This window comes from Bradyrhizobium glycinis (genome assembly GCF_016031655.1).
GTDB lineage: Bacteria > Pseudomonadota > Alphaproteobacteria > Rhizobiales > Xanthobacteraceae > Bradyrhizobium > Bradyrhizobium glycinis.
Genome location: NZ_JACCHQ010000001.1, coordinates 644,264 through 661,628, shown reverse-complemented (window position 1 = coordinate 661,628; position 17,365 = coordinate 644,264). Strand labels below are relative to the sequence as shown.

Annotated in this window: 17 protein-coding genes; 6 read left to right on the top strand and 11 right to left on the bottom strand. The window is 64.6% G+C overall.

All coding sequences use genetic code 11. The features are described from left to right. Positions 1-142: 142 nt before the first annotated feature. The 10 genes from HZZ16_RS03155 to HZZ16_RS03110 all read right to left on the bottom strand — a co-directional run bounded on the left by HZZ16_RS03155 (position 143) and on the right by HZZ16_RS03110 (position 10,155). Positions 143-1,342, bottom strand: coding sequence for a CaiB/BaiF CoA transferase family protein (locus HZZ16_RS03155; protein WP_197947032.1), 1,200 nt, complete (start codon positions 1,340-1,342; stop codon positions 143-145). Positions 1,343-1,465: 123 nt separating this feature from the next. Then, on the bottom strand, positions 1,466-1,672 hold the full coding sequence (locus HZZ16_RS03150) for a hypothetical protein (protein WP_197947031.1): 207 nt from the start codon (positions 1,670-1,672) through the stop codon (positions 1,466-1,468). 122 nt (positions 1,673-1,794) lie between these two features. Then, positions 1,795-2,964: an acetyl-CoA acetyltransferase gene (locus tag HZZ16_RS03145; RefSeq protein ID WP_122403737.1), complete on the bottom strand. Its 1,170-nt coding sequence runs from the start codon at positions 2,962-2,964 to the stop codon at positions 1,795-1,797. Between the two features lie 60 nt (positions 2,965-3,024). Next, positions 3,025-3,675, bottom strand: a complete 651-nt coding sequence (gene eda / locus HZZ16_RS03140) for a bifunctional 4-hydroxy-2-oxoglutarate aldolase/2-dehydro-3-deoxy-phosphogluconate aldolase (RefSeq protein ID WP_197947030.1) — start codon at positions 3,673-3,675, stop codon at positions 3,025-3,027. 26 nt (positions 3,676-3,701) lie between these two features. Continuing rightward, on the bottom strand, positions 3,702-4,670 hold the full coding sequence (locus tag HZZ16_RS03135) for a sugar kinase (RefSeq protein WP_197947269.1): 969 nt from the start codon (positions 4,668-4,670) through the stop codon (positions 3,702-3,704). 24 nt (positions 4,671-4,694) lie between these two features. Beyond that, positions 4,695-5,681, bottom strand: coding sequence for a D-erythronate dehydrogenase (denD, locus tag HZZ16_RS03130; protein ID WP_197947029.1), 987 nt, complete (start codon positions 5,679-5,681; stop codon positions 4,695-4,697). 74 nt (positions 5,682-5,755) lie between these two features. After that, entirely contained in the window at positions 5,756-6,691 is a 936-nt protein-coding gene (locus HZZ16_RS03125) for a carbohydrate ABC transporter permease (RefSeq protein WP_197947028.1), read from the bottom strand. Beyond that, positions 6,684-7,601: a carbohydrate ABC transporter permease gene (locus HZZ16_RS03120; RefSeq protein WP_197947268.1), complete on the bottom strand. Its 918-nt coding sequence runs from the start codon at positions 7,599-7,601 to the stop codon at positions 6,684-6,686. The genes HZZ16_RS03125 and HZZ16_RS03120 overlap by 8 nt, the downstream gene beginning before the upstream one ends. A 100-nt stretch (positions 7,602-7,701) precedes the next feature. Next, a complete protein-coding gene (locus HZZ16_RS03115; protein WP_197947027.1) occupies positions 7,702-9,021 on the bottom strand; it encodes an ABC transporter substrate-binding protein in 1,320 nt (439 codons plus the stop codon). Positions 9,022-9,087: 66 nt separating this feature from the next. Next, entirely contained in the window at positions 9,088-10,155 is a 1,068-nt protein-coding gene (locus HZZ16_RS03110; protein WP_197947026.1) for an ABC transporter ATP-binding protein, read from the bottom strand. A gap of 201 nt (positions 10,156-10,356) precedes the next feature. Between HZZ16_RS03110 and gntR the strand changes: the two genes are divergently transcribed. The 5 genes from gntR to HZZ16_RS03085 all read left to right on the top strand — a co-directional run bounded on the left by gntR (position 10,357) and on the right by HZZ16_RS03085 (position 15,435). Next, positions 10,357-11,457, top strand: a complete 1,101-nt coding sequence (gntR, locus tag HZZ16_RS03105; protein ID WP_197947025.1) for an HTH-type transcriptional regulator GntR — start codon at positions 10,357-10,359, stop codon at positions 11,455-11,457. 122 nt (positions 11,458-11,579) lie between these two features. Beyond that, complete coding sequence (locus HZZ16_RS03100; protein ID WP_197947024.1) at positions 11,580-13,409, top strand: IlvD/Edd family dehydratase; 1,830 nt, start codon at positions 11,580-11,582, stop codon at positions 13,407-13,409. Positions 13,410-13,538: 129 nt separating this feature from the next. Then, positions 13,539-14,270 carry an SDR family oxidoreductase gene (locus HZZ16_RS03095; protein WP_197947023.1) on the top strand — a complete coding sequence of 244 codons (732 nt, stop codon included), beginning with the start codon at positions 13,539-13,541 and terminating at the stop codon, positions 14,268-14,270. An 18-nt stretch (positions 14,271-14,288) separates the two neighbouring features. Next, positions 14,289-15,035: an SDR family NAD(P)-dependent oxidoreductase gene (locus HZZ16_RS03090; protein ID WP_197947022.1), complete on the top strand. Its 747-nt coding sequence runs from the start codon at positions 14,289-14,291 to the stop codon at positions 15,033-15,035. A 7-nt stretch (positions 15,036-15,042) separates the two neighbouring features. Next, positions 15,043-15,435, top strand: coding sequence for a GFA family protein (locus HZZ16_RS03085; protein ID WP_197947021.1), 393 nt, complete (start codon positions 15,043-15,045; stop codon positions 15,433-15,435). 8 nt (positions 15,436-15,443) lie between these two features. On the opposite strand, the gene HZZ16_RS03080 is transcribed toward HZZ16_RS03085, so the two are convergent. After that, positions 15,444-16,343, bottom strand: a complete 900-nt coding sequence (locus HZZ16_RS03080) for a DMT family transporter (protein WP_197947020.1) — start codon at positions 16,341-16,343, stop codon at positions 15,444-15,446. A gap of 87 nt (positions 16,344-16,430) precedes the next feature. Between HZZ16_RS03080 and HZZ16_RS03075 the strand changes: the two genes are divergently transcribed. Next, complete coding sequence (locus tag HZZ16_RS03075; protein WP_197947019.1) at positions 16,431-17,291, top strand: LysR family transcriptional regulator; 861 nt, start codon at positions 16,431-16,433, stop codon at positions 17,289-17,291. Positions 17,292-17,365: the final 74 nt, after the last annotated feature.

The window sequence follows — 17,365 nt, the reverse complement described above, 5'->3', positions numbered from 1 at the left end:
CGGGGCGCGCCCCTTGGCGCGAGCTCCGGTGCGCAATTGCGCACCTGAGAATCCATACTCCCGATCGTGGTTATGGATTCCGGGCTCGCGACTTCGTCGCGCCCCGGAATGACGGATGAGAGAGTTTGCGCCATACCTTCCCCTACTCCGGCGCGTCACACGTGACGCCGTCACGGATCATGGCCGCGATCTCGGCGGCGGAATAGCCGATCTCGCGCAAGATCTCGGCGCCGTGCTCGTTGAGCCGCGGCGCCAGGCGCACCGGCTCGGCTTCGGTCTCGGACCAGGTCGCCGTCACCTTCATGCTGCGGATCGGCCCTTCGGTCGGATGTGTCACCACCGGGAAAAAGCCGGTCGCCTCCAGATGCGGATCGTGCAGGATCGAGGCGAGATCGTGCATCGGCATCACCGGCACGTCAGCTTTCGTCAGCAGGTCGATCCATTCGGCCGTGGGACGCGTCTCGAAGATGCGGGCGAGCTCGGCATAGACGAGGTCGATATTGGCGGCGCGGCCGGCGAAGGTCGCGAATTTGGTATCGGTGCGCAGGTCGTCGCGCCCCGTGGCCTTGAAGAAGTTCTCCCATTGCTTGTCGTTGTAGACGATGACGCTGAGGTAGCCGTCCGAGGTCTTGTAGGGCCTGCGGTCGCGCGAGAGATGGCGGGCATAGCCGCCCTTGTCGAGCGGCGGCTCGAAGGTGAGCCCGCCCATGTGATCGCCCATGACGAAGCCGGCCATGGTCTCGAACATCGGGACGTCCAGACGTTGGCCGCGGCCGGTGCGGTCGCGGTGCACCAGGCTGGCGCAGATCGCGCCGACCGCGGTAAGGCCGACGATCCGATCCACGAGCGCGTTCGGGACATAGCGCGGCACGCCATCGCCCGTCTGCGCCATCAACGCCGGCAACGCAGTGGCGCCCTGGATCAGGTCGTCATAAGCGGGTTTTGCCGCATAGGGGCCGTCCTGGCCGAAGCCGAACACGCCAGCATAGACCAGGCGCGGGTTGATGGTGGAGACGACGTCGTAGCCGAGCTGCAGCCGCACCATCGCCTGAGGGCGGACGTTGTAGACCAGCACGTCGGCGTCCTTCAAAAGCCGCAGCACGGCCTCGCGGCCCGCCGGCTTCTTCAGATCGAGGCAGATCGATCGCTTGCTGCGGTTGGTGTTGAGGAACACCGGCCCCATGCCGGCGTGACGCATCGGACCGATCAGGCGGGTGACGTCGCCGTCCAGCGATTCCACCTTGATCACGTCGGCACCGTAATCGCCGAGCATCTGGGTCGCATAAGGCCCCATCAGCACGGTGGTCATGTCGATGACCTTGATGCCCTTCAGCGGCCCCATCGTTTGCTCCCGATTGCGCGGGGCTCAAGTGCCCCGCAATTTCGGTCCAGCTAACGGCAGTGCCGCCGCTCGCGCAAGAGCGGGCGGCGTATGGCGGCATGCGCCGCGGAGCGACGTCGGTCGCTATTTCTTCTGACGGGATTCCCGGATCTTCAAGAGCCGGTCGAGCTCGTCATTCTGCTGGTTGATCCGGTCAGCAATCCGCGACTCGTTCTGCTCGCCGGAGGCGGCAGCGGCCTGCTCGATGAGCTGGCGGATGTTGTCCTCGAGGATCGCGATGCGATCGTTGAGTGCGTCGAGGGAGAGTGAATTTTCGTATTCGTTGCTCATGATACTTTCCGCAAATCAATCAGGAGCCGTAGGGTGGGCAAGCGAAGCGTGCCCACCATGATCTGGCGCAAAGAAAGATGGTGGGCACGGCGCTTTCGCGCCTTTGCCCACCCTACGAGAGCTTACTTGAGCGGCTCGAGCACCGAAACGTAGTTGGCGACGGCTGCGCCGCCCATGTTGAAGATCCCGCCGAGCTTGGCGTTCTTGAGCTGCATCCCCTCGGGCGCCTGGCCCGCGAGCTGCATCGCGGTCATTACATGCATGGAGACGCCGGTGGCGCCGATCGGATGGCCCTTGGCCTTCAGGCCGCCGGACGGATTGACCGGCAGCTTGCCGTCCTTGAGCGTCCAGCCTTCTTTGATCGCGCGGGCGCCCTGCCCCTTCGGCGTCAGGCCCATGGCCTCGTACTCGATCAGCTCGGCGACGGTGAAGCAGTCATGGGTCTCGACAAAGGAGAGATCGGACAGCGTGACACCGGCCTTCTCCAGCGCGCGCTGCCAGGCGACCGTGCAGCCCTCGAACTGCAGGATGTCGCGCTTGCTCATCGGCAGGAAGTCCTGGGCGTGCGCAGTGGCGCGGAAGCCGATCGACTTGGTCATGCCCTTGGCGGTCTCGGCATCGGCCAGCACCAGGGCGGCGGCACCGTCGGAAACCAGCGAGCAGTCGGTGCGCTTCAGTGGACCGGCGACGTAAGGGTTCTTCTCGCTCTCGGCGCGGCAGAAGTCGAAGCCGAAGTCCTTGCGCATCTGGGCGAAGGGATTGGCGACGCCGTTCTTGTGGTTCTTGGCCGCGATCAGGGCCAGCGCATCGGACTGGTCGCCGTATTTCTGGAAATAGGAGCTGGCGATCTTGCCGAACACGCCGGCGAAGCCGCCGACCGTGTCGCCGTCCTCGGGCAGGTAGGAGGCCTTGAGCAGGTTCTTGCCGATCTCGGCGCTCGGCGTGCGCGTCATCTGCTCGACGCCGACGACCAGGACGATTCTGGCGGCCCCTGCGGCAATCGCACGCAGGCCCTGATGCACGGCGGCCGATCCCGTGGCGCAGGCGTTCTCGACGCGGGTTGCCGGCTTGAAGCGCAGCTTGGGATCGGCCTGCAGCACCAGCGAGGCGGTGAAATCCTGCGGCGAGAAGCCGGCATTGAAATGGCCGAGCACGATCTCGTCGACGTCGGAGGCCGAAATGCCAGCGTCCGCCAGTGCCTCGTTGGCGACGCGGGTGACGAGGCTTTCGACGGTTTCGGTGTCGAACTTGCCGAACGGCGTATGCGCCCATCCGACGATGCTGGCGGTCATGGTCGTCTCTCCCTGCAGGTCTTGTCCTGAGCTAAGTCTTAGCCCAGGGATGGCAAGACTTCACGCGGCTTTCAGCGCCTTGAGGGTCCGCTCGCAGATGGCAGTTATGCCGGCCCAGTTCCCGGCCCGGATCTCCGCCGTCGGGCACAGCCAGGACCCGCCAACCGCAACGACATTGGATTCGGCCAGCCAGGTCGCGGCATTGGCCTCGCCCACCCCGCCGGTCGGGCAGAATCGCACGTTCGGGAACGGCCCGCCGAGGGCGCGCAGGCCCTTGATGCCGCCGGCCTGCTCCGCCGGGAAGAACTTTGCGACATCGAAGCCGTAGGACAGCGCCATCATCAGCTCCGAAGCCGTGGCAATCCCCGGCGCGAACGGCAAGGAGCTGTCGGTCGCGGCCTTGAGCAGATCGGGGGTCAGGCCCGGACTGATGCCGAATGCGACCCCGAGCTTCTCGACCCGGCTGAAGTCTGCCGGATTGAGAATGGTGCCGATGCCGACGACCGCCTCGGGGACCTCGGTCATCACCGCGCGCGCCGCTTCGATCGCAACGGGGGTGCGCAGGGTCACCTCCAGCGTGCGGACACCGCCGGCAACCAGCGCGCGCGCCAGCGGCACCGCATCCTGGATGCGCTCGATGGTGAGGACGGGAATGACGGTCGCGGTCTTGAACAGCGCGACGAGGTGATTCTGTTGAGCAGCGGTGGTCATAGGTCTCGATTCACGTTGGTCGCTGTTTACTTGCTGGCCTGGCGGGGGGCCGCCGGCCGGTGCCGCTTCTTCGGAGGCATGGCATAGCCCGGAATGATGGCGCCGGGATAGCAGATCACGAGGCTGGCGAGGCGATGTCCTGATAGGGCCGCCTCGACCGGCTCGGCGCCGGCGAGCCGGGCCGCGATATAGGCGGCGGCGAAGCTGTCGCCGGCGGCGGTGGTATCGACCACGGGCTTGGTCATGGGCTCGGCGCGGACCTCGCTAGCGCCACCGGGATAGCGCAACAGGCTCACCGGCTCGGGCAGACGGAACACTAGCTCCGGCGTCGGGATGCGCGCCATCAGCTGATCGTGACTCTCGCCGGGATGGAGCGCAAGTAGGTCCTCGGTCGAGGTCAGCACGATGTCGGCGGCCGCGAAGGCGGTCGCAAACACCTCCCGCGCGATATCGCGATCCGGCCATCCCCGGGCGCGAAAATTGGTGTCGAACACGAAGCGGGTGCCGAGCAGGCGCGCGCGCTTGATCGCGCCGAACAGGCGCTCGCGCCCGGCCGCGTCGTAGATCGAGAGCGTGATCGCGGAGAGATAGACGATGTCATAGCTCATCAGCGAGTTGAGCAGCTCGTCCGTCTCCGGCAGGCTCATCAGCTGGCGCGCGGCCGCACTGTCGCGCCAGTGGAAGAACTGGCGCTCGCCCTTGCCATCCGTCTGGATCATGTAAAGCCCGGGCAGCTTGCCCGCGAGCCGCACGACACGCCGCGTGCCGACGCCTTCCGCATTCCAGGCCGCGACCATCTCATCGCTCAGAGCGTCATCGCCGAGCGCGGTGAGATAATCGACCTTGACGTCCAGCCGGGCCAGATACACGGCCGTGTTGAGAGTATCGCCGCCGAAGCCGCGCGAGTAGAGACCGCCACCCTGCCCGGCAGACGCGCCGCCTTGCGCCTGCCGGAGCTCGACCATGCATTCACCGATGCAAGCAACGCTCGCCATCATCAGGGCCCGCTCAGTCGGAGGTCAGGCGACGAAATTGCCGCCGAGCTCGTCTTCGATGTGAATGCGGATGATATCGTCGAACGTCTTCTCGGCCGTGGTGAAGCCGAGCTCGCGCGCACGCCTGGCGTCGAAATTGCGCGGCCAGCCGCCGACGATGCCGACGATGAAGGGATCGGGCTCGCGCTTGATGCGCGCGGCGACCTTCTCGCCCGCAACCCGCTTCAAGGCGGCGATCTGCTCGCCGACCGTGGCCGACAGGCCGGGCATGGTCAGGTTGCGGCGCGGCCCGACGGTCGCGAGATCCATGGTGCCGGCGTGGAGCAGGAAGCCGACGGCCGAGCGCGGCGTGGCGTGCCAGTGGCGGACGTCCTCGGAGACCGGGAGGATCGCTTCCTTGCCGGCCAGCGGCTCGCGCAGGATGTTGGAGAAGAATCCCGATGCCGCCTTGTTCGGCAGGCCCGGCCGGATGCAGATGGTCGGCAGGCGGATGCCGATGCCGTCGAGGAAGCCGCGGCGGGAATAGTCGGCCAGCAGGAGTTCGCCTATCGCCTTCTGCGTACCGTAGCTGAGCAGCGGGGTGTGGAAGAACTCGTCGCCGATCGCATCCGGAAACGGCGCACCGAACACCGCAATCGAGGATGTAAAGACCACGCGCGGCTTGTAGCCGCCGCCAACGAGCCTGATCGCATCGAGCAGCATCCGCGTGCCGTCGAGATTGATCCGGTAGCCCTTGTCGAAATCGAGCTCGGCCTCGCCGGAGACGATCGCGGCGAGATGGAAGATCACGTCGGGGCGGCCCGCGATCAGCTTCTCGGCGGCGCCCGGGACGGCGAAATCGCCCGACACGGTCTCGACCGGGAAGCCGGCCTTCTCCGGCTTCTTGGGCTCGAGCACGTCGTGCATGGTCAATTTCGTGATGTCGCTCTTGCCGAGCCGGCCGTCGCGCAGCAGCCGTTCACAGAGTTTGCGGCCGACCATGCCGGCGGCGCCGAGAACCAGAATGTGCAAGAGCTCAACTCCCTCTTATTGGCCGGAGCGCGCCGCTCTTGAAACCATTGGCGCGCCCTCGGCAAGCCCCGCGATCATTCCTTCACGGCGCCGGTCATCGCCGACACATAATGCTCCACGAAGAAGGCGTAAAGGATCACGAGCGGCAGCGAGCCGGCCAGCGCTCCCGCCATCAGCGAGCCCCAGCGGTAGATGTCACCGTCCACGAACTCGTTGACGATCGCGACCGGCACCGTCTTGTTGCTGGTCGATTGCAGGAACGTCAGGGCGTAGATGAACTCGTTCCAGCACAGCGTGAAGCAGAAGATGAAGGCCGAGATCAGGCCGGGAATGGCCAGCGGCACGACGATCTTGACCAGGATCTGCCAGCGGCTCGCCCCGTCAATCAGCGCGCACTCCTCGAGCTCGAAGGGGATGGTCTTGAAATAGCCCATCAGCAGCCAGGTCGAGAACGGGATCAGGATGGTCGGATAGGTCAGGATCAGCGCCAGCGGCGAATCGAACAGGCCGTACTGATAAACGACCGTGGCGAGCGGAATGAACAGGATCGACGGCGGCACCAGATAGGCGAGGAAGATCAGGCCGCCGACGAGATTGGCGCCCTTGTAACGCAACCGCACGATGGCGTAGGCGGCGAACACCGAGGCGACGATCGAGAGCACCGTGGCGCAGACCGCCACATACATCGTGTTCCAGAGCCAGTACGGATAGTAGCTCTCGAACAGCAGCTTGTGGAAGTGCTTGAAGGTCGGATTCCAGGTCCAGAACGGATTGTACTTGTCGAGATCGAGCAGCTGCTCGTCGGGCTTCACCGAAGTCAGCGCCATCCAGTAGAACGGGAACAGCAGAACGACGACGATGATCGCGAGCGGCAGATACAGCGTCACGATCCTGCGCGGCACCGACTGTAGATAGCTCATGCCCTCGCTGTGATCATCCTTCGCGACTGTCGGAGCCGAGCTATGCAGCACAGCCTTGAGATCGATCCGCGAGGTGGGGAGATCAGTCATTGTTTTCTCCCTGTTGCCACTTGCGGCGCTGCAGGCCGAACCAGGAGACCATGATCGCGGCAAGCAGGAATGGAATCATCGCGCTGGAAATCGCGGCGCCCTCGCCGAGCTGTCCCGCGATGATCGCGCGCTGGTAGGACAAGGTCGCCATCAGGTGGGTGGCATTGACCGGGCCGCCACGCGTCATCGCCCAGATCAGCTGGAAGTCGGTGAAGGTGAACAGCACCGAGAAGGTCATCACTACGGCGATGATCGGCGTCAGCAGCGGATAGGTGATGTAGCGGAAATTCTGCCAGCGCGTGGCGCCGTCGAGCGTCGCCGCTTCATAGAGCGAGGGCGAGACGGTCTGCAGGCCTGCGAGCAGCGTGATCGCCACGAACGGCACGCCGCGCCAGATATTGGCGAAGATCACGCAAATGCGCGCCCAGGTCGTGTCACCGAGAAAGTTGATGTTCTGGCTGATCAGGCCGAGCTGCTTCAGCGACCAGGAGATGATCGAGAATTGCGAGTCGAAAATCCACCAGAACGCGAGCGCGGAGAGCACCGTCGGAACGATGAAGGGGATGAGCACCATTGCGCGCAGCATCGCCTTGAACGGCATGTGCTCATTGAGCAGCAGCGCAAGGTAAAGCCCGATGCCGAATTTGAAGGCGCTGGCGACGAAGGTATAGAGCAGCGTATTGAACACCGACAGCCAGAAAATGGAATCGTCCCACAGCCACTCGTAGTTCTCGGTGGCGATGAAGTGCCCGACCCTGCCGATGCGCGTGTCCGTGAAGGACAGCCAGATGCCCAGCCCAAGCGGATAGGCCAGGAAGAAGATCAGGAACACCATGGCCGGCACCATGAACCAGAAGCCGAGCCAGTTGCGATTGTGTTTGAGCTGGGCCCAGGCGCCAGCCTCGCTCATCTGAGGCTTGGCCCGGGGAATTGCGACATCAGCCATGCCCGATATCCCTGATCGAAATGTTGACGAGCGGGCGACCGGACGGCCGCCCGCTCCGTGACCGTCAGCGATAGATGCGCTTCAGCTGGCGCTCGGCTTCCGCCATCGCGCCCTTCGCATCCTTGGCGCCGGTGCAGTAATTGGCGAACATGTCGACGACGATGAAATCGGCGATCGCGGTCGCCGCCTTCTCACCGACGGTGCCGATGCCGGACGCCGGCAGCGTGCGCTTGGAGGCCTGCGAGAACACGGCGTTCTTGGGATCGGCCGTCCAGACCGACGCCGATTCATAGGCGTTCAAGGTCTGCTGCAGATAGCCTTGCGCGCCATCCAGCCACTTCTCGTAGTTCTCCTTCTCCAGCATGAAGGCGACGAAGGCCTTCGCCGCGTTCGGATATTTGGTGAAGTTGAAGGCGAGGATCGGCAGCGTAAGCTGCAGCTCGGTCGGCTTGCCGATCGGTCCGACCGGGTGCAGAGCGTGATGGGTATCTTCCGCCAGTTCCTTCTTGGTGGGATCGGTCTTGGCGGCAACATAAATCGAAATGCCGTTGAGCGTGCAATAGAGCTCACCGGCCAGGTACGCCTTGTTGTTGGAGGAGTCGTTCCAGGACGCCGTGCCCGGGATGAAGGTGTCGTAAAGGGCCTTGCAATACTCCAGTGCCTTCGCGGTCTCGGGCGAATTGATGCTGACCTGATCCTTCTCATTGACGGTCCACGCATTGTGGCCCCAGAGGATCCAGTGCAGCCAGCCGTTGGCATCGCCGCTCGCGTGTCCGAGGGCAAAGCCGGCCGGCGTGTTGTTCGCCTTGAGCGCTTTGCACATCTCCAGGAAGCTTGGGAAATCTTTCGGGAATTCCTTGAAGCCCGCTTTGTCCGTCGCCGACTTCCGGTAGGTCATATAGCCGCCGTTGGTCGCGACAGGGATGCCCAGCCAGTCTTCGCCAAGCTTGCAGGTCTTTGCTGCAGCGTCCGTCCAGCCGCCATATTTCTTGCCGAGGTAATCGGCGACGTCGTTCATTTTCAGGACTTTGGTCGGGAACAGCTGCGGCAGCGTGTGCAGGCCCCAGGCGACGTCGAGGCCGGAGCCCGTGTTGGCTGCAACGGATGCTTTGGGCTGCACGTCCTCGAAAGACTCGCTGAACACGTTCATTTCGACGCCGGTCGCCGACTTGAATGCCGCCACCATTGCGTTGAACGCATCGTCCTCCGCAGGCACAAAGCGCTTCCAGCGCATCACCGTCAGCTTGGCGCCGGGCTCGGCCTTCCAGGGCGCGCTCTGCGCCCAGGCCTTGGCGAAGTCGAACAGTGCCGGCCCCGTCAGCATGCCGGTTGCGGCCAAAGCCGTGCCGCCTTGGAGCAGAGACCGGCGGGTAAAGTCTTGCATGTTGTCCTCCCTGTGATGCTTTTTGTCGTCTTATGTCTTTTCGCCTATGTCTTGTCGTCCGATGCGTCAGGCGTTCATGCGTTTGCCCGTTGCATCGTCGAACAAATGGACCAGCGACGGATCGGGCTTCAGCCGCACCTTGTCGCCCGGATTGAACTGGTGACGCTCGCGGAAGACCGCGACGACCTGCTCGCCGCCGAGCTTGGCGAACACCTGCGTCTCCGAGCCGGTCGGCTCGACCACAATGATCTCGGCCTCGGCGCCGTCATCGGCAATGGTGAAGTGCTCCGGCCGCACGCCGTAGACCGCAGGACGGCCGTCGGAGCCGGCCGGCGCGCTCTTGAGCGGCAGCTTGACGCCGTTCGGCCCTTCGAAGGTCGCAACGCCGTTGACGCGCACATGGCCTTTCAGGAAGTTCATCGCGGGCGAACCGATGAAGCCGGCAACGAACTGGTTGTCGGGCTTGTCGTAGAGCTCGAGCGGTGTGCCCATCTGCTCGACGATGCCGTCGTGCATGACGACGATCTTGTCGGCCATGGTCATGGCCTCGATCTGGTCGTGGGTGACGTAGACCGTCGTCGTCTTCAGTCGCTGATGCAGCTCCTTGATCTCGGTGCGCATGGCGACGCGCAGCTTGGCGTCCAGGTTCGACAACGGCTCGTCGAACAGGAAGACCTGCGGGTCCCGCACGATGGCGCGGCCCATGGCGACGCGCTGGCGCTGACCGCCGGAGAGCTGGCGCGGATAGCGGTCGAGCAGCGGCGACAGCGCGAGGATCTCGGCGGCGCGCTTGACGCGCTTGTTGATCTCATCCGAGCTGGCATTCCGCAGCTTGAGCGAGAAGCCCATGTTGTCGGCGACCGTCATGTGCGGATAGAGCGCGTAGTTCTGGAATACCATCGCAATGTCCCGCTCCTTGGGCTGGACATTGTTGACGACGCGGTCGCCGATCGAGATCGTGCCGGAGGTGATGTTCTCGAGGCCGGCGAGCATGCGCAGAAGCGTCGACTTGCCGCAGCCGGAGGGGCCGACCAGAACGACAAACTGACCGTCCTCGATCGGAATCGTGACGCCGTGCAGGACTTCAAAATTGCCGAACGATTTCCGCACGTCGCGGATTTGCACAGACGACATCTAGCTCCCTCCTCGAAAGTCCACGGCGCCTCTCGCGCCGCGACCGTCTTGTTTTTCGGACTTCACCGAACGAAGCCCGAGCTTAGCGGGCGACATTGTCGGTAGTTTGTGCGGTTTTGGCAATTTGTCTTTGGTTAGTCGTTGCTGGTAGCGCTGTCAACGTTCCTTTGTTTGCGGGACCGACTGTGTTAAGAGCAGCAAATGGGTCGAAAACGCACCAAGTCAGGCAAAATCCGGCTGGCCGAAGTGGCCGAGCTTGCCGGCGTCAGCCCGATTACCGCGTCGCGCTTTTTCCGCAATCCGGAGGCCCTGTCGGTCGCCAAGCGGACGCGGGTCGAGAGCGCCGCCAAGGAGCTCGGCTATGTGCCCAACCTTGCGGCACGCGCCCTGGCCTCGCAACGCACCGAGGTCATCGGCGTCTTGATCCCATCGCTCACCAACAACGTGTTCTCGGACGTGCTGCGCGGCATCTATGACGCCTCCGAAGGCAGCCGATACTCGATCCAGTTGTCCAACACGCGCTACAGCATTCTCCAGGAAGAGAAGTTGCTGCGTCTGTTCCTGGCGCAGAAGCCGGCCGGGCTGATCGTCACCGGCATCGACCAGACTGCGGAATCCCGCGCGATGCTTCAGGCCGCGGACTGCCCGATCGTGCAGATCATGGAGATCGGCCCGGACCCGGTCGACATGATGATCGGCTTTTCGCACTATGATGCGGCCCGCGCGGCGATCGCGCACCTGTTCGAGCAAGGCCACCGCAAGGTCGGCTTCGTCGGCGCGCGGATGGATCCGAGGGTGCAGCGGCGGCTGGACGGATATGTCTCGGCCATGAAGGATGCCGGATCGTTCGACCAGCGCCTGGTGGTCACGACGGCGACGCCGACCTCGGTGACGCTCGGCGGCGCCCTGTTCACCGATCTGCTGGCGCGCGAGCCCGACATGGACGCGGTGTTCTGCGCCAATGACGACCTCGCGCTGGGTGTGCTGTTCGAATGCCGGCGCCGGGAGATCGCAGTCCCCGGGCAGATCGCGATCGTCGGCTTCAACGACCTCGAATTCATGGCCTCGGCCGTCCCCACCCTCACCAGCGTTCGCACCAACCGCTACGAGATGGGCAAGACGGCCGCCACCATGCTGATCAACGCGATCGAAGGCCGGCGCCCGGAGCAGCCGGTGCTCGATCTCGGCTTCAAGGTAATCGAGCGGCAAAGCTCGTCGGCGCGACGTTCGGACAGCAGGCCAGCCGTATCAGGCGCGGCCGCGGCGAACAAAATGATAGCGTTACCAAGTAGCCACGACTAGTATCGGAATCGTGAGGAAACGACCCGCCAGCGGGAAGGCAGATCATCGCGCGCGCCGTTGGGCAACGTACATGCCGACACCATGAGACGGACGCCAGCGCGTTTGCATTGCAGGAGAAACCAATGACAAAGAAACCAACCAACGGGCACGCCACCGGCAGCAACGGGACCCGCCGTCATCTTCGCTCGCAGGAATGGTTCAACAATCCGCACAATCCGGGCATGACTGCGCTCTATATGGAGCGTTACCTGAATTACGGCCTCACCCGCGCCGAGCTGCAATCCGGCAAGCCGATCATCGGCATCGCCCAGACCGGCAATGACCTGTCCCCCTGCAACCGCCATCATCTTGAGCTCGCGCACCGCGTCCGCGAAGGCATCCGCGAGGCGGGCGGCATCGCGATGGAGTTCCCGACCCACCCCATTCAGGAAACCGGCAAGCGCCCGACGGCAGCGCTCGACCGTAACCTCGCTTATCTCGGCCTCGTCGAGATTCTCTACGGCTATCCGCTCGACGGCGTGGTGCTGACCACCGGCTGCGACAAGACCACGCCGGCCTGCATGATGGCGGCGGCGACGGTGAACCTGCCTGCGATCGTGCTGTCGGGCGGCCCGATGCTGAACGGCTGGCACAATGGCGAGCGCACCGGCTCCGGCACCATCGTCTGGAAATCGCGCGAGCGGCTCGCGGCCGGCGAGATCAATTATGAAGAGTTCATGGAGATCGTGGCCTCCTCGGCGCCCTCGGTCGGCCATTGCAACACCATGGGCACGGCCTCGACCATGAACGGGCTTGCCGAAGCGCTCGGCTTCTCGCTGCCGGGCTGCGCGGCGATCCCGGCACCCTATCGCGAGCGCGGCCAGATCGCCTACGAGACCGGAAAACGCATCGTCGAGATGGTCTGGGAAGACCTCAAGCCCTCGGACATCCTGACCCGCAAGGCGTTCGAGAACTGCATCGTCATCAATTCGGCGATCGGCGGCTCGACCAACGCGCCGATCCACATCAACGCGCTCGCCCGCCATATCGGCGTCGAGCTCACGATCGAGGACTGGCAGAAGGTCGGCCACGACGTGCCGCTCCTGGTCAACATGCAGCCGGCCGGCTTCTATCTCGGCGAGGAATTTCACCGCGCCGGCGGCGTACCCGCCGTGGTGCGCGAATTGATGAAGCACAAGCGCATCCATGAGGACGCGATCACGGTCAACGGCCGCGGCATCGGCGAGAACTGCAAGAACGCGCCCGCACCCGACAACGACGTGATCTGGACCTACGACAAGCCGCTGGTGAAGGACGCCGGCTTCCTGGTGCTGAAGGGCAATCTGTTCGACTCTGCGATCATGAAGACCAGCGTGATCTCGAAGGAATTCCGCGACCGCTATCTCAGCAACCCGAAGGACCCGAACGCCTTCGAGGGCCGCGCCATCGTGTTCGAAGGGCCGGAGGATTATCACGAGCGGATCGACGATCCCTCGCTCGACATCGACGAGCGCTGCGTGCTGTTCATCCGCGGCACCGGCCCGATCGGCTACCCTGGTGGCGCCGAGGTCGTGAACATGCAACCGCCTGCGGCGCTGATCAAACGCGGCATCCTGTCCCTGCCCTGCATCGGCGACGGCCGCCAATCCGGCACCTCGGGCTCGCCCTCGATCCTGAACGCCTCGCCGGAAGCCGCCGCCAATGGCGGCCTTGCGATCCTCAAGACCGGCGACAAGGTGCGGATCGACCTCAACAAGGGCAGCGCCAACATCCTGATCTCGGACGAGGAGCTGAAGAAGCGCCACGCCGAGCTCAAGGCGGCCGGCGGCTTCAAGCATCCGCCGAACCAGACGCCGTGGCAGGAGATCTATCGCAACACCGTCGGCCAGCAATCGACCGGCGCCTGCATGGAGCTCGCCACAAGGTACCAGAACGTCGCCGGCACGTTCGGCGTGGCGCGGGACAATCACTGATCGCCACACCGTCATTGCGAGCGAAGCAATCCAGAGATGCGTCCGCGGAGATGGTCTGGATTGCTTCGTCGCTAGGGCTCCTCGCAATGACGCCGGGTTGGCATTCCGACGAACATCAGGGAGAAGAAAATGGCAGACCGCCTCAAGGGAAAGCGCGCCGTCGTCACGGCTGCCGCGGCAGGCATCGGGCGCGCTTGCGCCATCGCATTCGCGCGTGAAGGCGCAACCGTCATCGCCACCGACATCAACGAAGCTGGCATCGCTGGCTTGACCAAGGAAGGCGTCGCCGAAGTGGCCAAGCTCGACGTCCGCAACACCGCCGAGGTCAACGCCTTCGCCAAGCGCATCGGCAAGATCGACATTCTGCTTAACGCCGCCGGCTTCGTGCACCACGGCACCATCCTGGAGTGCTCGGAGGAGGACTTTGACTTTTCGTTCGACCTCAACGTCAAGTCGATGCACCGGACCATCAAGGCTTTCCTGCCCGACATGATCGCGGGCGGCGGCGGCAGCATCGTCAACATCTCGTCCTGCGCGGCGCTACGGCCGCCGGCCAACCGCTATGTCTACAGCTCGTCGAAGGCGGCGGTATCGCTGCTGTCGCGCGCGGTGGCGCTCGATTTCATCACCAAGGGTATCCGCTGCAACTCGATCTGCCCCGGCACCGTCGAGACGCCTTCGATGCTCGACCGCGCCGCCGCGCAAGGCCCGCAGGGCAAGGAGATGTTCATCTCCCGCCAGAAGATGGGCAGGCTCGGCACCGCCGACGAAATCGCCGCCATGGCGGTCTATCTCGGCAGCGACGAGAGCGCCTTCACCACCGGCGTCGATCTCGTCGTCGACGGCGGCTACATGCTCTGACGTAAGAAGGCCTCCGGCATGAACAAGATCGATCTCAACGGCCGCATCGCAATCGTCACCGGCGGCGCGCAAGGCTTTGGCCGCGCCATCACCGAGCGCTTCGTTGCCTCCGGTGCCAAGGTCGCGATCTGGGACTTCGACGCCGCGCTGGCGGAGAAGACCGCAAAGGAGATCGGCGGCGAAACGAAAGTCTTCAAGGTCGACGTCACCGACACGGCGGCCGTCGAGCAGGCACGCGATGCAACGCTCAAGGCGTTCGGCAAGGTCGACATCCTCGTCAACAATGCCGGCATCGCCGGCGTCAACAAGCCGGTCTGGGAGACCGAGCTCGAGGAATGGCGCAAGGTGCTGCGCATCAACCTCGATGGCCCCTTCATCGTCAGCAAGGCGATCGTGCCCGAAATGCTCAAGCAGAAATACGGGCGGATCGTGAACATCGCCTCGATCGCCGGCAAGGAAGGCAATCCGAACGCCGCGCATTATTCGGCCTCCAAGGCCGGCCTGATCGCGCTGACGAAGTCGCTCGGCAAGGAGCTCGCCGCCCATGACATCCTCGTCAACGCGGTGACGCCGGCGGCCGCCAAGACCGCGATATTCGATCAGATGACGCAGCAGCATATCGACTTCATGCTGTCGAAGATCCCGAAGGGGCGCTTCGTGCTGGTGGAAGAGCTGGCGGCGATGGTCGCCTGGCTCGCGTCCGAGGATTGCGCTTTCTCCACTGGCGCTGTGTTCGACATCTCGGGCGGACGGGCAACCTACTGAGGACATCATGATCCGGGAAGGTGGTTGCCTGTGCGGCGCGGTGCGGTTCAAGGCGGAGGGCGAGCCGCTCAACGTCCGCATCTGCCATTGCCGCACCTGCCAGAAGGCGATGGGCTCGCCCTACTTCGCCCGCGCCCAGTTCGACCAGCGCGCGCTCAGCGTCGAGGGCGAGACCGCACGCTACGCCTCGTCCGAGAACATCGACCGCGTGTTCTGCAAGCAGTGCGGCACGCGCCTGTTCGCCTGGCGCCGCAACGGCACGCTCGCGGGCGTGGCGCTGGCCACTTTCGACGATCGCAATGCCTTCGCCCCGACCGAGCACATCTGGGTGAGCGAGAAGCTTGCCTGGGTGAAGCTCGATGACGGTCTGGTGCAATATCAGACGACCATCCCGACGTGAGGTCGCGATCAGCCTGAGGCGCGAGCCGCTTCGATGCGGCGTCCCGTCGCCGTTGCGATCCAAATCCCGGCAAACACCGCAACGATGCCGGCCGCCAGATTCCAGCGCAGCGGTTCGTTCAGCAGCCAGGCGCCGACCAGCGATGCCGTGATCGGGTTGACGGTCACCGAAATCGCGACGCGCGTCGGCGTTGTCCGCTCCAGCGCGAAGGCCCAGAGATAGAAGGTCAGCGCCGCGCCGAAGGCACCCAAATAGAGGGCTCCCAGCCATTGCGGCATGCCGAAGCCGGCGACGGGCGCAAAGCTGCCGCGGACATACGAGAGCAGGATGAGGCAGGATGCACCCGCCGCCATGCTCATGGTCGTAAAGGCGATCGGGCTGGAGCGACGGATCAACGGCTTCGACCAGATGCCGTAGAGCGCCATGCACAGCGCAGCCGCCATCATCAGGAGATCGCCACGCCAGGCGCCTGACGGCGCCGAGGCAAGGTCGGAGAGCAGCGCGACCGCAACGCCAAACGTCGCGGTCACGACGCCAATGGACTTGCGCCAGGTCAAGGCTTCCGCGCCGAGAGCAGCCCCGATCACCAGCGACAACAGCGGAAGCGTCGACAACGCGAGCGCGCCGCGCGCAGCGGTCGTGAAGATCAGCGACGCGTTGAACAGGATCGGGAACAGCGCGAAGAACAGCATGCCCAGTCCGACGGCAGCGGCCCAATCCCCCCGCTCCGGCCAGCGATCGCCGCGCAGCAGCGCCAGCGGCAGCAGCAAGAGAAAACCGATGCCGAACCGGAACGAGCCGATCGCGAGCGGATCGATGCTCCCGACGAGATAGCGCGTCGCGCCGATCGAGGTCCCGCCCAGCGCGCTCGACAAAACGGCAGCAAAAACGCCAAGGATCTCGCCCACGAATCCTCCCATCGGCTTTGCGGGCAGCATAGGAGGCGCGCCGAAACGGGGAATGGAATTTGCGTCATAGCAGGATAAGTTTTCGTCATGACCTCGCCTGATCTCGACCCAGACCTTCTGAAGGCTTTCCTCGCCGTTGCCGAGCATCGGTCGTTCACGCGCGCGGCCGCGACGCTCAACCGCACCCAATCGGCGGTGAGCGTCCAGATCAGGCGTCTCGAAGAACGGCTGGACGTCAGGCTGTTTCACCGCACGAGGTCGGGCGTGGCACTGAGCGTGGCCGGTCGGGAGCTGCTTGCCTACGCGAAGCGGCTTCTCGAGCTCAATGCAGAAGCGGTCGATGTGCTCCGTAAGCGCGAGGCCATGGTCCGCCTCGGGGTGATGGACGATTACGGCACCATCGTCGTTCCGCCATTGCTGGCGCAATTTGCCAAGAGCCATCCGGAGGTCCGGGTCGAAATCGAGACTGGGCTGACCGCCACAATGCCGGCCCGGCTCGGCGAGGCCTATGATCTCGTCATCGCCATGCATCCGGAAGGGCACGGCGATGGCGAGCTGCTGCGACGCGAGCAGGCGGTCTGGGCCGCAGCCGCGTCATACTCGGCCGGGGGGCCGCATGACACGCTGCCCGTCGCGCTCTATCCACCGGGTTGCCTGTTCCGGCAATGGGCCACTGAGGCCCTTGATGCCGCCGGCCGCCCCTGGCGGCTCGCCTTCGTCAGCCGGACACTTGCGGCAGTGGAAGCGATCGCGGCACAGGGCCTCGCCATCACGGTCGTGAAGGCGGGCACCCTGCCCCCTCGCCTCCGAGTCCTTTCGGAACGCGACGGCCTGCCGCCGCTGCCGGTCGCGGACATCCGCCTCCACCGCGCGCGCAACCTGTCGCGTCCGGCAGCACTGCTGGCGAACCATCTGCAGCGGGCAATTTCGCAATCGAGCGCCATATAACGGTGGATCGCAGAGGTGTGTGGCCCTATACGGCCAGCTTTGCAAAGCGCGCGGGCCGAAATGAAACGGATGAG